The 16,247-nt window shown below is 64.2% G+C and carries 20 protein-coding genes; 11 read left to right on the top strand and 9 right to left on the bottom strand.

All coding sequences use genetic code 11. The features are described 5' to 3' along the window. Positions 1 to 3 precede the first annotated feature (3 nt). Positions 4 to 435 carry an acyl-CoA thioesterase gene (locus tag AC0L3J_RS13695; protein ID WP_018458463.1) on the top strand — a complete coding sequence of 144 codons (432 nt, stop codon included), beginning with the start codon at positions 4 to 6 and terminating at the stop codon, positions 433 to 435. Between the two features lie 78 nt (positions 436 to 513). Beyond that, positions 514 to 1,665: an ABC transporter substrate-binding protein gene (locus AC0L3J_RS13690; protein WP_473347344.1), complete on the top strand. Its 1,152-nt coding sequence runs from the start codon at positions 514 to 516 to the stop codon at positions 1,663 to 1,665. A 192-nt stretch (positions 1,666 to 1,857) separates the two neighbouring features. Here AC0L3J_RS13690 and AC0L3J_RS13685 read toward each other — a convergent pair whose 3' ends face one another. Both AC0L3J_RS13685 and AC0L3J_RS13680 read right to left on the bottom strand, forming a co-directional pair. Continuing rightward, entirely contained in the window at positions 1,858 to 2,586 is a 729-nt protein-coding gene (locus AC0L3J_RS13685; protein ID WP_473347343.1) for a glutathione S-transferase family protein, read from the bottom strand. Between the two features lie 38 nt (positions 2,587 to 2,624). Continuing rightward, entirely contained in the window at positions 2,625 to 2,927 is a 303-nt protein-coding gene (locus tag AC0L3J_RS13680) for a hypothetical protein (protein ID WP_473347342.1), read from the bottom strand. Between the two features lie 112 nt (positions 2,928 to 3,039). Here AC0L3J_RS13680 and AC0L3J_RS13675 point away from each other — a divergent pair, with 112 nt between their 5' ends. Beyond that, positions 3,040 to 3,738, top strand: a complete 699-nt coding sequence (locus AC0L3J_RS13675; RefSeq protein ID WP_007599649.1) for a helix-turn-helix transcriptional regulator — start codon at positions 3,040 to 3,042, stop codon at positions 3,736 to 3,738. A gap of 13 nt (positions 3,739 to 3,751) precedes the next feature. Next, positions 3,752 to 4,075: a YkgJ family cysteine cluster protein gene (locus tag AC0L3J_RS13670; RefSeq protein WP_473347341.1), complete on the top strand. Its 324-nt coding sequence runs from the start codon at positions 3,752 to 3,754 to the stop codon at positions 4,073 to 4,075. Here the strand turns inward: AC0L3J_RS13670 and AC0L3J_RS13665 are convergent. Both AC0L3J_RS13665 and AC0L3J_RS13660 read right to left on the bottom strand, forming a co-directional pair. Further along, complete coding sequence (locus tag AC0L3J_RS13665) at positions 4,072 to 4,470, bottom strand: hypothetical protein (protein WP_106941773.1); 399 nt, start codon at positions 4,468 to 4,470, stop codon at positions 4,072 to 4,074. The genes AC0L3J_RS13670 and AC0L3J_RS13665 overlap by 4 nt on opposite strands. A 272-nt stretch (positions 4,471 to 4,742) precedes the next feature. Beyond that, positions 4,743 to 5,090: a DUF3307 domain-containing protein gene (locus AC0L3J_RS13660; protein WP_456769740.1), complete on the bottom strand. Its 348-nt coding sequence runs from the start codon at positions 5,088 to 5,090 to the stop codon at positions 4,743 to 4,745. 401 nt (positions 5,091 to 5,491) lie between these two features. On the opposite strand from AC0L3J_RS13660, the gene AC0L3J_RS13655 reads away from it, so the two are divergent. The 4 genes from AC0L3J_RS13655 (at position 5,492) to AC0L3J_RS13640 (ending at position 9,316) form a co-directional block, all read left to right on the top strand. Then, a complete protein-coding gene (locus AC0L3J_RS13655; RefSeq protein ID WP_473347340.1) occupies positions 5,492 to 6,937 on the top strand; it encodes a TAXI family TRAP transporter solute-binding subunit in 1,446 nt (481 codons plus the stop codon). Between the two features lie 122 nt (positions 6,938 to 7,059). After that, positions 7,060 to 7,278: a hypothetical protein gene (locus tag AC0L3J_RS13650; protein WP_007605264.1), complete on the top strand. Its 219-nt coding sequence runs from the start codon at positions 7,060 to 7,062 to the stop codon at positions 7,276 to 7,278. A 112-nt stretch (positions 7,279 to 7,390) separates the two neighbouring features. Further along, positions 7,391 to 8,500, top strand: coding sequence for a cyclic nucleotide-gated ion channel (locus AC0L3J_RS13645; RefSeq protein WP_473347339.1), 1,110 nt, complete (start codon positions 7,391 to 7,393; stop codon positions 8,498 to 8,500). 30 nt (positions 8,501 to 8,530) lie between these two features. Next, positions 8,531 to 9,316 carry an enoyl-CoA hydratase/isomerase family protein gene (locus AC0L3J_RS13640; RefSeq protein ID WP_473347338.1) on the top strand — a complete coding sequence of 262 codons (786 nt, stop codon included), beginning with the start codon at positions 8,531 to 8,533 and terminating at the stop codon, positions 9,314 to 9,316. On the opposite strand, the gene AC0L3J_RS13635 is transcribed toward AC0L3J_RS13640, so the two are convergent. Then, entirely contained in the window at positions 9,317 to 9,751 is a 435-nt protein-coding gene (locus AC0L3J_RS13635; protein ID WP_473347472.1) for a DUF6157 family protein, read from the bottom strand. A 17-nt stretch (positions 9,752 to 9,768) separates the two neighbouring features. Then, the gene (locus AC0L3J_RS13630) at positions 9,769 to 10,413 is read right to left on the bottom strand and encodes a glutathione S-transferase family protein (protein WP_473347337.1); all 645 of its coding nucleotides are present in this window, start codon (positions 10,411 to 10,413) and stop codon (positions 9,769 to 9,771) included. A gap of 83 nt (positions 10,414 to 10,496) precedes the next feature. Between AC0L3J_RS13630 and AC0L3J_RS13625 the strand changes: the two genes are divergently transcribed. Beyond that, complete coding sequence (locus tag AC0L3J_RS13625; protein WP_473347336.1) at positions 10,497 to 11,516, top strand: helix-turn-helix transcriptional regulator; 1,020 nt, start codon at positions 10,497 to 10,499, stop codon at positions 11,514 to 11,516. A 100-nt stretch (positions 11,517 to 11,616) separates the two neighbouring features. After that, positions 11,617 to 11,850 (top strand): hypothetical protein, encoded by a 234-nt coding sequence (locus AC0L3J_RS13620; protein ID WP_007599629.1) that lies wholly within the window; start codon positions 11,617 to 11,619, stop codon positions 11,848 to 11,850. Between the two features lie 67 nt (positions 11,851 to 11,917). Here the strand turns inward: AC0L3J_RS13620 and AC0L3J_RS13615 are convergent, their stop codons facing one another. From AC0L3J_RS13615 to AC0L3J_RS13605, 3 genes are all read right to left on the bottom strand, one after another. Next, complete coding sequence (locus tag AC0L3J_RS13615; protein WP_473347335.1) at positions 11,918 to 12,865, bottom strand: fatty acid desaturase; 948 nt, start codon at positions 12,863 to 12,865, stop codon at positions 11,918 to 11,920. A 15-nt stretch (positions 12,866 to 12,880) separates the two neighbouring features. Next, a complete protein-coding gene (locus tag AC0L3J_RS13610; RefSeq protein WP_473347334.1) occupies positions 12,881 to 13,897 on the bottom strand; it encodes an alpha/beta fold hydrolase in 1,017 nt (338 codons plus the stop codon). A gap of 148 nt (positions 13,898 to 14,045) precedes the next feature. Continuing rightward, complete coding sequence (locus AC0L3J_RS13605; RefSeq protein ID WP_473347333.1) at positions 14,046 to 14,849, bottom strand: MBL fold metallo-hydrolase; 804 nt, start codon at positions 14,847 to 14,849, stop codon at positions 14,046 to 14,048. A 219-nt stretch (positions 14,850 to 15,068) separates the two neighbouring features. Between AC0L3J_RS13605 and AC0L3J_RS13600 the strand changes: the two genes are divergently transcribed. Next, positions 15,069 to 16,241, top strand: a complete 1,173-nt coding sequence (locus tag AC0L3J_RS13600; RefSeq protein ID WP_473347471.1) for an MFS transporter — start codon at positions 15,069 to 15,071, stop codon at positions 16,239 to 16,241. The last annotated feature ends 6 nt before the right edge of the window (positions 16,242 to 16,247 follow it).

The following is a 16,247-nucleotide window of genomic DNA, read 5'->3' as shown; positions in this document are numbered from 1 at the left end:
CATATGTTCGTGAACCGGCGCGACGTCCAGATCCAGTGGGGTGACTGCGACCCCGCCAACATCGTCTATTACCCGCGCTATTTCGCGATGTTCGACGATTCGACGTCGACCCTGTTCGAAGTCGCCGGCTTCTCCAAGCAGGACCTGGTCAAGAAATACGGCCTGGTGGGCATTCCCATGGTCGACACCCGCGCCAAGTTCTACATCCCCTCGACTTATGGCGACTGGATCACCATCGAAACCAAGATCGAGAGCATCAAGCGCTCGAGTTTCGAGGTGAAGCACAGCGTCTTCAAGGGCGAGGCGCTGGCGATCGAGGGTTTCGAGACCCGTGTCCTGGTCGGGCGCGACCCCGTTAACCCCGACAAACTGAAATCGGCACCGTTTCCTGCGGAAATGGTAGCCAAATTCACGGGGAGCGAGGCCCGGAGCTAAATCGCCACATCACCAAAAGAGGGGGCTGAATTACCCCCCGATTTCTGCTTTCAAAGAAACACATAAAGGGAGGAATAGATGAAACGCTTTTACCTGACCGCCGCCGTCACCGCGGCCGCGCTTGCGCTGCCGGCCGTGCCCACGCTGGCTCAGACCGCCGAGGTCACCATCGGCATCACCACCACCACGACCGGCCCGGGCGCAGCGCTGGGCATTCCCGAGCGCAATGCGCTTGAGTTCGTGCCGAAGGAGATCGGCGGCGTGCCGCTGAAGGTGATCGTGCTCGACGACGGTGGCGATCCCACCACCGCGACCACCAACGCCCGCCGCTTCGTGACCGAATCCAAGGCTGACATCATCATGGGCTCGGCGCTGACGCCGCCAACCATCGCGGTGTCGAACGTCGCCAACGAAGCCGGCATTCCGCATTTCGGCCTGGCGCCGTTCCCGATCACGCCGGAGCGCATGAAGTGGTCGGTGGCGATGCCGCAGCCGATTCCAATCGTAGGCAAGGTGCTGTACGACCACATGAAGGCCAAGGGCGTGAAGACCGTCGGCTATATCGGCTATTCCGACTCCTATGGCGACCTCTGGTTCAACGATTTGAAGGCGCAGGCCGTGCCGATGGGCATAACCATCGCCGACGAAGAGCGCTTCGCTCGCCCCGACACGTCGGTGACCGGACAGGTGCTGAAGCTCGTGGCGGCGAATCCCGACGCCATTCTGGTCGGCGCTTCCGGCACCGCGGCCGCGCTGCCGCAGACCGAGCTGCGCGAGCGTGGCTATCAGGGCCTGATCTACCAGACCCATGGTGCCGCCAGCATGGACTTCATCCGCATCGCCGGCAAAGCGGCGGAAGGCGTGCTGATGGCCTCTGGTCCCGTCATGGATCCCGAGGACCAGCCGGACGAAGCCGCCACCAAGAAGCCGGGCCTCGCGCTCAACTCGGCCTATGAAGCCAAGTACGGCCCGAACAGCCGCAGCCAATTCGCCGGTCACTCTTACGATGCGTTCGAGATTCTCAAGCGCATCATCCCGGCGGCACTCAAGACGGCGAAGCCCGGCACGCCGGAATTCCGCGAGGCGATCCGCCAGGCGCTGCTGTCGGAGAAGGAGCTCGCGGCGAGCCAGGGCGTCTACAATTTCACCGAGAAGGACCGCTACGGCCTCGACGAGCGCTCGCGCATCCTGCTCACGGTGAAGAACGGCAAGTACTCGCTGGTGAAGTAGACGCGGCGCCAGGATTGAGACGACGAGAGCCGGCCCGATGGGCCGGCTTTTTTGTTTTGGCTCCTAGAATGGCATTGCCATATGGATCGTCATGGCCGGGCTCGTCCCGGCCATCCACGCCTTGCCATACGGCGCGAAGAACGTGGATGCCCGGGACAAGCCCGGGCATGACGAAGAGAATATTCCGCTTTCCTACGCCGCCTGCCGCAGCGGGGTCCAGGCGAACTCCGGATAGTAAGTGTCCATCATCCGGTCGACATAAGCGGTGAGGTTCGGAAATCCTTCGGCGCGACGGCGCAGGGCGGATTCGAAGAACGGCGTCAGGATCCCGGCGAGTGCACCGAAGGCGGTGGCATCGACGCCGCAGGGCTTGTTGCCCATCAGATAGGACTTGTCACCGAGCTGCACCGAGAGCGCAAACAGCGAGCGCACGGCGAGATCAACGTCGTCATCGGGCGCGTGCCGTCCGAGCCCGGAGAGCAAATAGTTCTCGGCGACACGGAATTGCGCGTCCTCGCGCAACTTCTCGCGGTTGTGCTCCGGCGCGCCGTCGAAGAAATGCGCAGGCCCCTTGGCGAAATTGACCGGGTCGACCCAGCGCGCCCCGACCAGCGCAAAATAAACGTGATGCTCGATCATGCGCTCGAACGCCCAGGCCTGCGCCCGCTCTTGCAACGACAGGCCGGCGTCGAAATCGAAGCCGTAGCGGCGCTCGATATGGGCGCGGATGAAGGTGGAGTCGGCCACCGCCTCGCCGCCATCATCGATGAAAGGAAGCTGCCCCTTGGGAGAGGCGGGCGGCATCGCCCGCTCCTTCCGATAAGGCAATCCCGCCATCTTGAGCTGCACCTCCGTCTTGGTGACGAAGGGGCTGATTTCCGGCAGGCCGAAGCCGGTGCCAAAGCCGTAAAGCGTGATCATGAAGGCTCTCCTGAAACCACCGAAAGAGTTGAGGGAACTTAACCGCGGGCTGCTGCCACCATGGTGGCAGCAGCCGTGATATCTTCTGCGAAACGGGCCCCTCGCCAGGCGCGGGCCATGACATGACGGACCAGCGCGTCCGCGGCCTGGACCAGGAAGCGAGCTACCATTGTCGCGAGCGCAAGGCGGAGGTCGAGAACCATGAGATCAAGGGATACGAGGCGGCCGAACGCCCATGCGCACCAAGCTCGGACCTGCAAAGCAGGGACTCGTAGCTGGACCTGTAAAGGCTGGGTCCGCCACAGCGCAGCGGCCGGGCCGAAATGAGTTGGAATGATCATGGACAAATCCTCTTCAGTCGACGTGTTGACCCGGTATAGAACTCCCCTGCTGCCAACATCCTGTCAGCAGCCGCGCGCCACCATCTGAAAAACCACCGACAAGAGACCCGTCATGAGACGCGCCGACCGGCTGTTTCAAATCATCCAGGTGCTGAGGCGCACGCGTAAGCCGTTGACGGCGGACGCCATCGCGGCCGAGCTCGAGACCTCGAAGCGCACGATCTATCGCGACATCGCCACGCTGATCGGCCAGCGCGTGCCGATCCGCGGTGAAGCCGGCATGGGCTACATCCTGGAAAAGGGTTTTGACCTGCCGCCTTTGATGCTGACACCCGACGAGATCGAGGCGGCGGTGCTGGGCGCGCAATGGGTTGCCGGCCATGCCGATCCCGCGCTGGCGCGTGCGGCTGAAGACCTGATGGCCAAGATCGCCGACACTGTCCCTGAGCGCCTGCGTCCCTTCGTGCTGGAGCCGGCAAGCCGGGCCCGGCCGAGCTGGAACAGGGAGCCGGACCGCCTGGACATGGCACGCACGCGCACCCAGATCCACGAAGGCAAGAAGATCATGCTGCGCTATCGCGACGAGCAGGGCCGCGCCAGCGAGCGCATGATCTGGCCGATTTCGATCGGCTATCTCGAAGCCGTGCGCCTGCTCGCGGCCTGGTGCGAACTGCGCGGCGACTTCCGCAGCTTCCGCACCGACCGCGTGGTGGATGCGAGCTATCCCGACGAGAGATATCCGGAAAGGCGCGACGTGCTGCGCGCGAAATGGCGGCAGAGCCTGGTCTGGGGTCCGCCCAAGGATACGTGAAGGATACGTGACGATGGACGAGAACGCCCCCATCGACCTGTCGAGCTGCTGCCAGAGTTGCGGCGCCTGCTGCGGCTATTCGGCGAACTGGCCGCGCTTCTCGATCGAGAGCGACGAGGAGCTCGCCGCGATTCCCGAAGCGCTCGTCAACGACCGTCAATCCGGCATGCGCTGCGAAGGCGATCGCTGTTCGGCGTTGCAGGGAGAGATCGGACAAGCGACCGCGTGCGGCATCTACGCAGCGCGACCGGAAGTGTGCCGCACATGCATGCCGGGCGATGCCGAATGCGCAATGGCGCGACGGAAATTCGGGCTGCCAATGATCGCGAGCGTTTAGGCCGGGACGGCTTCGCTGATGTCGTCGTCGATCTCGTCGTCCAGCGGCGCGAGCACCGAGAGCGGCTTGGTCGACAGCGTGATCGGTTTGCGCCCACCGGACAGCGACGGCGAGGATTTCGCCGCGCCTTCACGCGCGAGCGCGTAGAGCGTCGAGCCGACACGGCCGCCGTTCTCGATCAGGTCGCGCTCGTTGCAGCTGCCGGCGATCGCGACCGCCAGCGAATGTAGATGGCTGCGGCGATAGCAGAACAGCGCCAGCCTGGCGCGCGCGTCAGGGGAAACACTTTCAACCAGCCTCGGCAGGCCACTCTCGCTGGCGCGGTACATCTCGCCAAGGAGTTCGTCGCGGACCGGGCACGAATCGCCTTCAAAGGTATCGCGGCTTGAAAACATTGCAGTTCTCCCTCGTCTCGGAAGATGCAGTGCAATTCTCTAATGAAAGGTTAACCACGCTGCCCGGTAGTCACCCGGGGTCCTTGCGCCCTCGCCGCGAATCAATGGGCTGGAAAGGGTTTTCTCTGTGGCCATCTCAAGACGCCCGCCTTCGGCGGCCCTCAGGATGAGGTCTGCTTCTGCTGAAAGATTCTCAGCCCTCGTGGTGAGGAGGCGCGAAGCGCCGTCTCGAACCATGCAGGCCCGACAGTCACTCCAGACGGCCGCAGCGCTCAGTTCGCCGCCATGAAGATGGAGAGGCCGAAGCCGGTCAGATGGTGCAGGGCCTGGTCGATGCCGATCAGGGTCCAGAACCAGGGATGCGCAAGATCGACACCGAAATTGGCCGAGACGAGGCCCTTGGCGCGGTCGATCGTGATGTGGATCACGAAGTCGATCAGCGCCACAAACCAGAATCTCGGCGCCACGATCAGGATCAGCGGCAGCGCAACCGCAAGGTGAACCAGGCAGTGCACCAGGAGCGGCAGGGCCCAGCCGTGCTTCTGGTCCTTGCCATGCGCCATCCAGGCGGTCTGGAGGACGAAATCGGCGATGACGTGCTTGAACGTCAGCAGCAACATCCAACCAATGAGGGCTTCGACCGGGACCGCCGATGACAGGGGTGGAAACGACAAGGCGCCCTCGTTGACGTGACAAGAAGAATTGGAGCGTTCAGCGCAATCTCTTCCTGGACCGGTCAAATCGCCGGGACTTGCGATTTATGACACCTCCCGCGGCGGAATGCAGCCGGGGGGAACCGGAAAATCGCCAACTGTGGCTAACTGGTGATAGGATGACCAATCGCCGCGGCGGGGTTGAGTAAGGTTACCTTCGGCTCGGAATTTGCATTCCGCGGCCTGCGCGCTATCATTGCCGGCAGAGAATATCGTTCTTTTTTCAGACGTTTACGAATTACAGGGCGACCGCAGCGATCGCATCCGCGAGCCGCCCGCCACCGGAAGCATAAGGCCAGAGTGCTGCCATGAGTACTGAGGGCCCGACCTCATCGCCGATCGAGCCACCGCCCCGGCGACCCAAGGTGATCAAGACCAATCAGCAGCAGGTCTTCCTCTACGTCGTGCTGACCCTGCTGTTGTCGCTTGCCACCGTCTGGGGCGGCCGCATGCTGGTGCACAATTCGGAGACTCTGACCTTTGCGGTCGGTGCCGCCAACAGCGACGAGGCGCTGTTCGCAGCCAAGCTCGCTAGCGTCCTGAAGAACAACGCCTCGCGCTTCCGGATCAGAATCGTCAACAACGCCGACAATGCCAAGGCGATCGCCCAGTTCGATCGCAAGCAGGCCGACCTCGCGGTGCTGCGCACCGACGCCAAGGTGCCGCTGCGGGCGCGCACGCTCGCGATCCTCGAGCACGATCTCGTGCTGCTGCTCGGGCCCGGAAACAAGAAGATCAAGTCGCTCGCCGAGCTGAAGAAGAAGAAGGTCGCCGTCCTCGCCGAGAACGAATCCTCGCTCGCCTTCGTCCGCGGCATCCTCGACATTCCCGACGGTGCGGACGCGGCGAAGATCCAGATGGCGCCGCCGGGCGCAACGCTCGACAAGCTGTTCGCGCCGGCAAGCGGATTTGGCGCGGTCGTCGCCATCGTCCACGCCTCGAAGGCGGTACGGGACAAGGCGTATGAGCAGGTCGCCAGGCGCGGCGGCTTCACACTGAACGCGATCGACGAGGCGAAAGCGCTGGCGCGCAAGATCCCCGGCATTTCCAGCGAGACGCTGACGGCGGGCACGCTGTCTGCATCGCCGGAAATCCCCGACGACGATCTCGACACGATCGGGCTCGAATGGTTGCTGGTCGTCCAATCCCGGATGTCGCCGACGGCGGCCGGGGAGCTCGCGCGCACCGTCTACGAGAACAAGTCCGCGCTCGGGCTCGACAGTGGCTTTGCCAGCAGAATCGAACCGGCCTCCGTCGAGAAGGACGCCTTCGTGATGGCGCATCAAGGGGCGGCCGACTACATCAACGACGACACCAAGTCGTTCATGGATAAGTACAGCGACCTGATGTATCTGGGCGCCGCCGCGCTCAGCGTCATCGGCTCGATCTTCGCCGCGATCTACGCCAAGATCACCCGGATCGCGCCGGAGAAGGCCAGCGAGCTTTCCACCGCCATCCTCGACATCGGCGAGCGGATCGAACACGCGCATTCGCTCGACCAGCTCGAATGTCTCCAGGACGAGCTGGAAGGCATCTTGCGCGGCGCGGTCATCGGCTTGCGAGACGGCACGATCAGTACCGACGGGCTCGACACCTTCAAGCTCGGCTACGAATTCGTCCGCGACGAGATCGGCATGCGCCGCGACTACCTCAAGCGCCATGCGGGCGAGGGCGAGAAGGCCGCTCAGGATGCGGCCCCTCCCCACCATGACGAGAGCAATGTCGTGGTGGTGAAGACAGCTCAGAGTGCCTGACCTATCGATTTGAGGATCTGCGGCGACGCCTTGCCGGCACGTCCGCGAACGACTGGGGACCCTCGTGCGGGAACCGTCCCCGTCTACAACCGTTTGTTCTCGGATCAACCGGAGACCGCGCCATGCGTGCACTCCTCATCATCTTCCTGCTGGGAATGTTGGCCGCGGTTGGCTATTTCGCTTACTCCGCGATGGCGGTCGAGGGCGAGCCGATTCCGACGGAAGGCTATGTGGCGCTGGCGCTGGGGGCCGGGTTTTCCGTTCTCGTCGGCATCGGCTTGATGGTGCTGCTATTTTTCAGCAGCCGTCGCGGCTACGACGAACCGCCGCATTTCAAGTAACGGCACGTGGCCCGCGGCCGCGCCCATCGTTGACGGCCTCGACCGGGGCAGGCACTTTGGCACCGAGGTTCCAGCCGGGGACCGCAAAGACAAAACCGAGCCGCCTTCCCGCATGTCCAAGCCGCTGATCTCCGCTCTGGCCCAGTTCGCGGCCGCCACGGCGGGCCGCAACATGACCAGGGCGGCCTATGTGGCCGTCGCCGTCGGCGTGCTCGCCATGGTGCTGCTGACGGTCAACCCGGCCTATGAGACGGCGCGTCGCTGGGTCGATGCCCTGCTTTGGGCCTGCCTCGTCTACTTCGTGTTCGAATGGGTGGTCCGGCTGCGCCATATGGCGCGACAGGGGCGCCTCGCACTCTACATGTCCTCCTCCGCCGGGCTGGTCGACGCGGTCGGTGCGTTGGCCGTGCCGGCCGCGCTGATTCTCGGGATCGAGCCCAGGACGGCGTGGCTGCTCAGCGTGCTCTGGGTGCTGAAGGTGGTACCGGGCATTCCCGGCCTGCGGCAGCTCCGCCGCGTACTGGTGCTGGAATCGGGGCCGCTGCTCAGCGTGCTCGTGATCTTCCTGATGGTGGTCTTCCTGGCCTCGGTCGCCGAATATTTCCTGGAGCGGGACGTGCAGCCGCAGACGTTCGGCAGCGTGCCGGCCGCGCTGTGGTGGGCCGTCGCAACCCTGACGACGACGGGTTATGGCGACGTCGTGCCGGTGACGCCGCTGGGCCGCATGGTGGCGGCGCTGGTGATGATCTCCGGCCTCGGTGTGTTCGGCCTCTGGACCGGTATTTTGGCAACCGGCTTTGCCGCGGAGACCCGGCGCGACAATTTCCTCAAGACCTGGGAATCCGTCAGCAAGGTGCCGTTCTTCGCGGCGCTTGGGCCGGCCGCCATCGCCGACGTCACCCACATGCTGCGCACCATGGAGCTGCCGGCGCGCACCATGATCATCCGCAAGGGTGCGCAGGGCGATTGCATGTATTTCATCGCCGCCGGCGAGGTCGAGGTCGACCTGCCCGGCAAGAAGGTGCAGCTCGGCGATGGCGCCTTCTTCGGCGAGATGGCCTTGCTCGGCAACAATTTGCGCGGCGCCAATGTCTCGACCACCAAGGTGTCGCGGCTGCTCGTGCTCGACCTCGTCGACTTCCGCGTGCTGATGGCGCGGCATCCCGATCTCGCCGAGACCATCGACGCCGAGGCGAAGCGGCGCACGCTCGAAAACAAATAAATGGCGACAAGCAAATAAATGGAGACAAGAATGTCGGACATCACCGACGCAGCCACTGGCCCGGTGCTCGAACTCATTGGCTCACGCGCCACCATCCGCCTCAACCGGCCCAAACACCTCAACCGGCTGCAGGCCGAGGATCTCGGCGAGCTGGTCAAACTGTTCGACCGGGTCGAGGCCGATCCTGCTATCCGCGTGCTGGTGCTGACCGGCACCGGGCGCGCCTTCTCCGCGGGCTATGATCTCAATTCCGTTGCCGAGCGTGCGGTCAGTGCGAGCGAGCAGCAGAGCGCGGGCTCCGCCTTCGAGGTGGTCGTCAATCGGCTGGAGGATCTCGGCGTCCCCACGATCTGCCGGCTCAACGGCGGCGTCTATGGCGGCGCGACCGATCTCGCGCTCGCCTGCGATTTCCGCATCGGGGTCGATACCGCGGAGATGTTCATGCCCGCGGCACGGCTCGGGCTGCATTACTACAGCAGCGGCATCAAGCGTTACGTGACGCGGCTCGGCGTCGACAATGCGAAGAAGCTGTTCCTGACCGCGCAAAAGATCAGCGCGCCGGAGATGCTGCGGATCGGCTATCTCACCGATATGGTGGCGGAGGAGACGCTCGACGAGGAGGTCGACAAGCTCGCCAACATCCTCGCCGGCAACGCGCCGCAAGCGATGCGCGGCATGAAGCGCGCGATCAACGAATTTGCCCGCGGCGAACTCGACCAGCAAGCCGCCGACCAGCGTCACCGCGACAGTATGCGCGGCGACGAAATCAAGGAAGGCATCAAGGCGTTCGCGGAGAAGCGGCCGCCAAAATTCTGATCACGCCCGCTTCGACCGCATCGCCCTCACCTGCGTAAGCTTGGGATCGCGGGCAAGCGCCTGGTAGCGTTTGCTCTCGATGGGATAGATCGCGATCCGGCCCTTGCTATCGGCATGAACGCCCCAGCCGAAGCGCTTGCCCAGGCTTGACGCCCTCATGCACGCCTGCCCTCGGGAGAAGAACGCTTCACGGGCCGCCTGCTTCTCCGTTTCCGTCGCCTTCACGGCGAGTTCGCGTCCTGGCGCGGACGTCGCGAAGATCACGTCGTCGGACGTGTGTTTGTAAGGCGCCTTGGCAATCATCCCATATTGCAGGCACGCCACCGTCGGCTTTCCCGCGCGCAGCGGTGGCTCTTCGCCAGTGCGCGCAGGACAATCTTCAGCAACCCGGATGAAGGTGTTGAAGCAGTTGGTCGTGTGCATCGGCTTCGTCATCTTCAACCTTGGATCACTCAGCCCTGAAGCGCCGCAGCGTGCTGCGCCGCCATCTCGGCGTCGGCCGCATTGATGCGCTGGAACGCGGGCCGCGCCGTCATTCGTTCGGCATAGCGGACGAACACATCCTTCTTCGGCACTATACCGAACATCATGGTCCAGCTGAACGCGACGCCCCACAGCACATCCGCGGCCGTCATGCGCTCGCCGAGCAGATACGGTCCCTTCGACAGCTGCGCCTCGAGCGCGCCGAGCATGGTGTCATAGTCGGCATAAGGCGATTGCGTGATCGGTGCCGGCTCGCGCTGCATGAACTTGTCGATCAGGGCCGGCTCGAACGAGGCGCCGTAATAGGCGATCCAGCGCAGATAGGGGCCGCGCAGCGGATCGTTCAGCGCGGGTGTGAGCCCGGCCTGCGGAAACAAATCGGCGAGGTAGATGGTGATCGCGACCTGCTCGGTCACAAGCTGCCCGCTGTGGTGGATCGCCGGCACCTTGCCGAGCGGGTTGATGGCGAGGTAGGCCGGCTGGCGCTGCTCGCCGGCCTTCATGTTGAGGACATGAAGATCATAGGGCGCGCCCAGTTCCTCCAGCAGCACCCGCGTGCCGGTGGCGCGGCTTTGCGGCGAATAATACAGCGTGATGCGGTTCGGATCGGTCATGGCGGGTCTCCATCTGGCCGGCTGGCGATGGCGTTATAGCGAACCATACCTGACATCCTGTGTCAGGTATGGTTTAAAGGATCATGCGCGCGAGCCGGATGCTGTCGATCCTCACCACCCTGCAGGCCAAGGGGCAGGTCACCGCGCCTGAGCTCGCGCAGGCCTGCGAAGTCTCGGTACGCACGATCTATCGCGACATCGACGCGCTCGCGGCGTCCGGCGTCCCCGTCTATGCCGACCGCGGCGCCGAGGGCGGCTATCGCCTGCTCGACGGCTATCGCGTGCGGCTGAACGGTCTGTCGCAAAGCGAGGCGGAAGCGCTGTTTCTTGGGGGATTGCCGGGCCCGGCGGCGGCGTTCGGGCTGGATGCGGCGATGATCGCCGCACAGAACAAGCTGATGGCCGCACTGCCCGCCAATTTGCGCGAAGATGCCGGACGGATGCAGGAGCGTTTTCACCTCGACGCGCCGGGCTGGTTCGGCGAGGCGGAAGAACCCAAGCATCTACGCACCATCGCTGCCGCGACTCTGCGCGGGACACTGATCAAGATCCGCTACCAGAGCTGGCGCGCCGAAAAGCAGCGCCGCGTCGCGCCGCTCGGTCTCGTGCTGAAAGGGGGCAGCTGGTATCTCGCAGGTCTGGTTGACGGCAGCGTGCGGACCTATCGCGTCACGCGCGTGCTCGACTGCACGGCGCTTGACGATCGCTGTGAGCGGCCCGCCGGCTTCGATCTCGCCGCCTATTGGCGGGACGCAACGCTGCGTCTCGAGGCCGAGATGCATCCCAATGTCGCGGTCGTTCGGCTGTCGCCCTTCGGCGTGAAACTGCTCGATGCACTGAGCCAGCCTTACGTCAGGGCGCGTACGCAGCTCGAAGAGACCGCAGATGCAGACGGCTGGCGCATTGCCAGAGTGCCGACCGGCAAGACGTCATGGCATGCCGCCGCCGAATTGTTGCGGCTCGGGCCCGAGGCCGAAGTACTGGAGCCCGCCGATCTGCGCGAGAAGATGGCCGAGCTGACTGAGGCGATGGCCGTGCGCTATCGCGCGGCGCGGAAAGCAGGACGGCGGCGCAACGCACCGCGACCGACGAAACACTCCTGAAACACGATTCTCCCCTGCCTGCATGAACGCATCCGCGTTTCGGCCCGACCGAGATGCAGGGACACAACAACGGCCCTTTGCGCCACACTGGAGAATGAAGATGTTTCGTAAGCTTGCACTTGGTCTGATCGCCGCCGGCTCGCTCGGCGTTGCCGCTCTCGCCCCCACCGCCGCGTCGGCCCACGGCTTCCACCATCACTGGGGTCCCAGCTGGGGCTTTGGCGGCGTCTACGTCAACAGCGGCGTCAACAATTGCTATCAGGAGCGCGTCGTCCAGACCCGCCACGGCCTGCGCGTTCGCGTCGTGAACGTCTGCGCGTACGGGATCTACTGATATTCGCATTCACGACAAAGCCCCGATCGCACCGCGATCGGGGCCTTTGCGCGTCAAATTTCGTCGGCTAGCCGGTCTGTCTATGTCGCCGAAACCAGGTCCAGGTCTCGCGCGTCGTCCTGATGTAGCCGCGGCCACGATGGACGATCTCGCCGTCGACGATTCCGTTCAGCTTTGGCAGCGCGTGGAACGGGATCGAGGGATAAGCGTGATGCTCGACATGGTAGGGCATGTTCCACGCGATCCATTTGACGATTGCGCCGGTGTAGGTGGTGCGGGTGTTCTGGAATGCGCTGCGGGTACGCTCGCAGCCGGTGTGCTCGGCGTAGAGATAGGGCCGCAGGAAGAACTGCCCAATGATCAGCGGCACGATCCAAACCCAGAGCAGCAGCGCCGACGAGAACCATAGCGACAGCACGAGCAGCAATGCATAGAGCGCGGCATAGGCGCGCGCCTCGGTGACGATGATGGCGCGCCTGTTCTCGGGAATCCAGGGCACGACGACTTTGCCGGTGACGGCATGGCCGAGCATCAGCCGCAGGCGTCCGGCGACCTGAAGCACGCCGCTATAGGCGAGCGCGAGCTGCGTGTCGGATTTCGGTTTGACGCCGACGACCAGCTCGGGGTCCTTGTCCGGATCCTGGGTATAGCGGTGATGGTCCCAGTGGAACAGGCAGTAATATTCGTAAGGCAATCCGATGATGAAGCCTGAGAGATAGCCGACCACGAGGTTGAGGCCGCGGCTTTTGAACGCAGTCTTGTGCGCGGTCTCGTGCACGGCCATGAACAGGAAGGCGACGAGATAGCCCTGCACCGCCACCAGCGGCAACGTCCAAAGGACACCCCAGGTGGAAGAGATCCTCCAGATCAGCGCGCCGACCAGTACGACCAGGCCGTAATGGCTGAGGCTTTGCGCGGCACCTCTGAGGTTCGACCGCACCGACAATTCGCGCAGCATCGCCGGTGCCAGCGGCTTCAGCCGATGGCCGGAGTCTGAAACGGTTGTGTCAGTCATGATCGGATGCCTGTCCTACTTGCCGAGAAGCTCCGCGATCTCAGCCTTGATGAAGGCCTGATCGCGCGGATTGTTGACGGGGTTGCCGGCGCGATGGCCGTGCAGCGACGGGATCGGATGCAGCACCGCAGAGTGGGCGTTGACCAGCCGGCCGAGTTCGTCCTGGTTGTCGCACACGTCGAAATAGCGATCGGTCGCACCGGGCATCAGCAACATGTGCGCCTTGATCGCACCGAGCGCGCGATCGAAATCTCCGCCGAATGCGATGCAGTGGCTGACGTCGCCGTTCTGCCAGATCCCGATCTGCGCCAGCAGATCGTTGGCGTCGCGCCGGGCAAACGCCGCGTCCCAGGTGCGGACGAGATAGTCGTCCAGCGAGGTGAAGCCTGCTTCGCGCCAGATCTCGTCGCGATAGAAACCGTGCGACATCGCCCAACCCGCGTAGACGCGCCCCATGGCGCGATAGCCTGCGACGGGCTTCTCGACGAAGCGGCCGTCGCGGAAGGCGGGATCGGCGGTCAGCGCGGCCTTCACGCTTTCCAGGAAGACGTAATTATAGGGTGCGCAGCGGGCACTGCCGCAGACGACGGCCGCCCGCTCGACCATATCGGGATGCAGTGCCGCCCAGTGATAGGCCTGCATGCCGCCCATCGACCAGCCATAGACCAGGGCAAGCTTCGAGATGCCGAACCGCTCGGTGAGCAACCGATGCTGGACCGCGATGGCATCGTGATAGGTCAGGATCGGGAACGGCGCGGCGGTATTCGAGGGCGAGGACGACAGCCCGTTACCGAACAGATTCGGGATCACGATGAAGTAGCGCGTGGGATCGAGCACCCCGTCGGGGCCGATCAGCCACTCGGTGTCGGTGTGCTGCGCGCTGAACGAGGTCGGATAGAGAATGACATTGTCCTTGTCCGGACTGAGCGTGCCGTAGGTCTTGTAGGCGAGCTTGAGCGAAGCGACGACGGCCCCGGACCGGAGCGTGACGTCGCCGGCCTCGAAGATCTCGTAGTCGCGCCCCGCCGTCATCGACCGAACTCCCGCTCACGCGGCAAGCGCGCCGCGGAAACAGCGATGCATCGATCATGCCGTCCCGCAGACGCATCGTCGCGTCTAATAACTGTACTTATAGTCCATTTATTATGGATCAGCAAGATAAATCCGGTCGCGAGCCGGCTCAGGCGATGGCGGCCAGATAGCGCGCGACAGAGGCCGCGAATGCGGCCTTGGCGCCTGCGGCGATGTTGCGGCCCCACCAGGCGCCGTAGATGCGATCGAGCGCCAGCGGCTCGACGGCCGCCGCAATCCGTCGCACCGCGGCGGCATTGAGCGGCATGTAGTTCGGATAGGAGTACATGAAGCTGACGAAGCGGCGATCCATCGTGACCTGCGCGATATCGCCGGTGAGCAGCGCGCCTCTGCCGTTGGCACCGCTCGCATGGTGCAGCATGGTGGCGCCGGCGAAATGACCGCCGGTGCGCAGTAGCAGCACATCGTCGGAGATGCGATGGTTTTCGCCGGTCCAGTGCACGATCGATGCATGCGGACGCGTCACCCATTGGCGATCATCGGCATGCAGATAGACCGGCACCTCGCCAAACGCCTCGCTCCAATCGGCGAGCGCGCCATAGTAATGCGGATGCGAGATCGCGATCGCCTTCAGCCCGCCGAGTGACCGCACATGCGTGATCGCCTCCGGCGTCGCCAGCGGGACGCAGTCCCACATCAGCCAGCCGCCCGCGAGCGGCACCAACAGCGCGCGCTGGCCGATGGCAAAGCTTGGCTCGAGCGCGAGGCCTGTCAGGCCGAGATCGTCGCGCCAGACCATGCGGTGACGCTCCGAGAGCGCCTCGCGCGTGAGGAAAGTCTGCCCCTTCCAGCCGACGTATTGCCGCTCGTCCTCGCAAATTTGACAGGACGTTGGCGGATTTTCGCCATCCGGAAATTGCGCGCCGCAGGTTTCGCAGATCCAGAGAGGCATGCCGTACTCCCGACAGAGACGATCCACCGTCAATAAGGAATTGCTGGCCGTGACCGCAAGCCCCAACGACCGGGCGAACCCTGGAACCAACCCGATCAGCGCCCGTTAAAGTTTGGTCCGCGCCAGAACGATTGGCTGAAAGGATCATGTCCCACGCCGTATTCCGGCTGAGACCAATTTTTGGTATCGACGACATCGCGGTCCCCCTCCTCGTCTCGTATCTGGCCCCTGTTCGCTCTCAACTTCTTCATGGCCGACATGCAGTCGGGCATCGGCCCTTTCGTCGGCGTCTTCCTCCAGGAGCGCGGCTGGGCCAGCGGATTGATCGGCACCGCGATGACGATCGGCAATGTCGCGGGCATGCTGATCACGACGCCGATCGGCGGCTTCATCGACGCCAGCCGCAACAAGCGGATGTGGGTCGTGATTCCCGGCATCTGCGTGGTGCTCGCGTCCGCGATCATCCTGATCTCGCAGAATTTCTGGGCGGTGACGTTCTCGCAAGTCGCACAATCGCTGGCGAGCGCCGCGATCGTGCCGGCGGTCACGGGCATCACGCTCGGCATCGCCAAGCAGAAGGGCTTCAACGCGCTCAACGGCCGCAACCAGGCCTTCAACCACGCCGGCAACATGGTCGGCGCCGCGCTGTCGGGCTATCTCGGTTACAAGTACGGCTATGTCTCGGTCTTCGTGCTGGCGGCGGTGTTCGGCGCCATCGCGATCGCCTGTGTGATGATGATCCCTGCCAAGGCGATCGACGATCGCGCCGCGCGCGGCAGCAAGGAGGACGATCCGGACAGCGCGCCGGACGCCTTCACGATGCTGCTCAAGCACCGCGCGCTGCTGGTGCTGGCAATGGCGCTCGCGCTGTTTCATCTCGGCAATGCCGCCATCGTACCGCTCTACGGCCTGGCGGCGGTCGCCGAAGGCCAGGCCAACGGCCCGAGCTTCGTCGCGACCACCGTGGTGATCGCGCAAGGCGTCATGATCATCACATCGCTGATTGCAATGAAGGCGGCGAGCAAGCGCAACTACTGGCCCATCATCCTCGTCTCTTTCATGTTCCTGCCCATCCGCGGCGTGCTCGCCTTCTTCGTCACGGGATGGTGGGGCGTCGTGCCGATGCAGGTGCTCGACGGCATCGGCACCGGGCTCCAGACGGTTGCTGTTCCCGGCATGGTCGCACGCTCGCTCAATGGCACCGGCCGCATCAATCTCGGTCAGGGTGCCGTGATCACCGTGCAGGGCATCGGCGCGAGCCTCAGTCCCGCGCTGGGCGGCTGGATCGCGCAATGGATCGGCTACGGCCCGACGTTCCTGCTGCTCGGCGGTTTTGGCCTCGCGTCCATGGCGCTGTGGTTCGCGTTCGGCGCTCACGTGAAGAAGTATTGAGGCGCG

Source organism: Bradyrhizobium sp. Kon37 (assembly GCF_055807535.1).
Note: the sequence above shows the minus strand (reverse complement) of the source record. Positions and strands in the feature narration are given on the sequence as shown.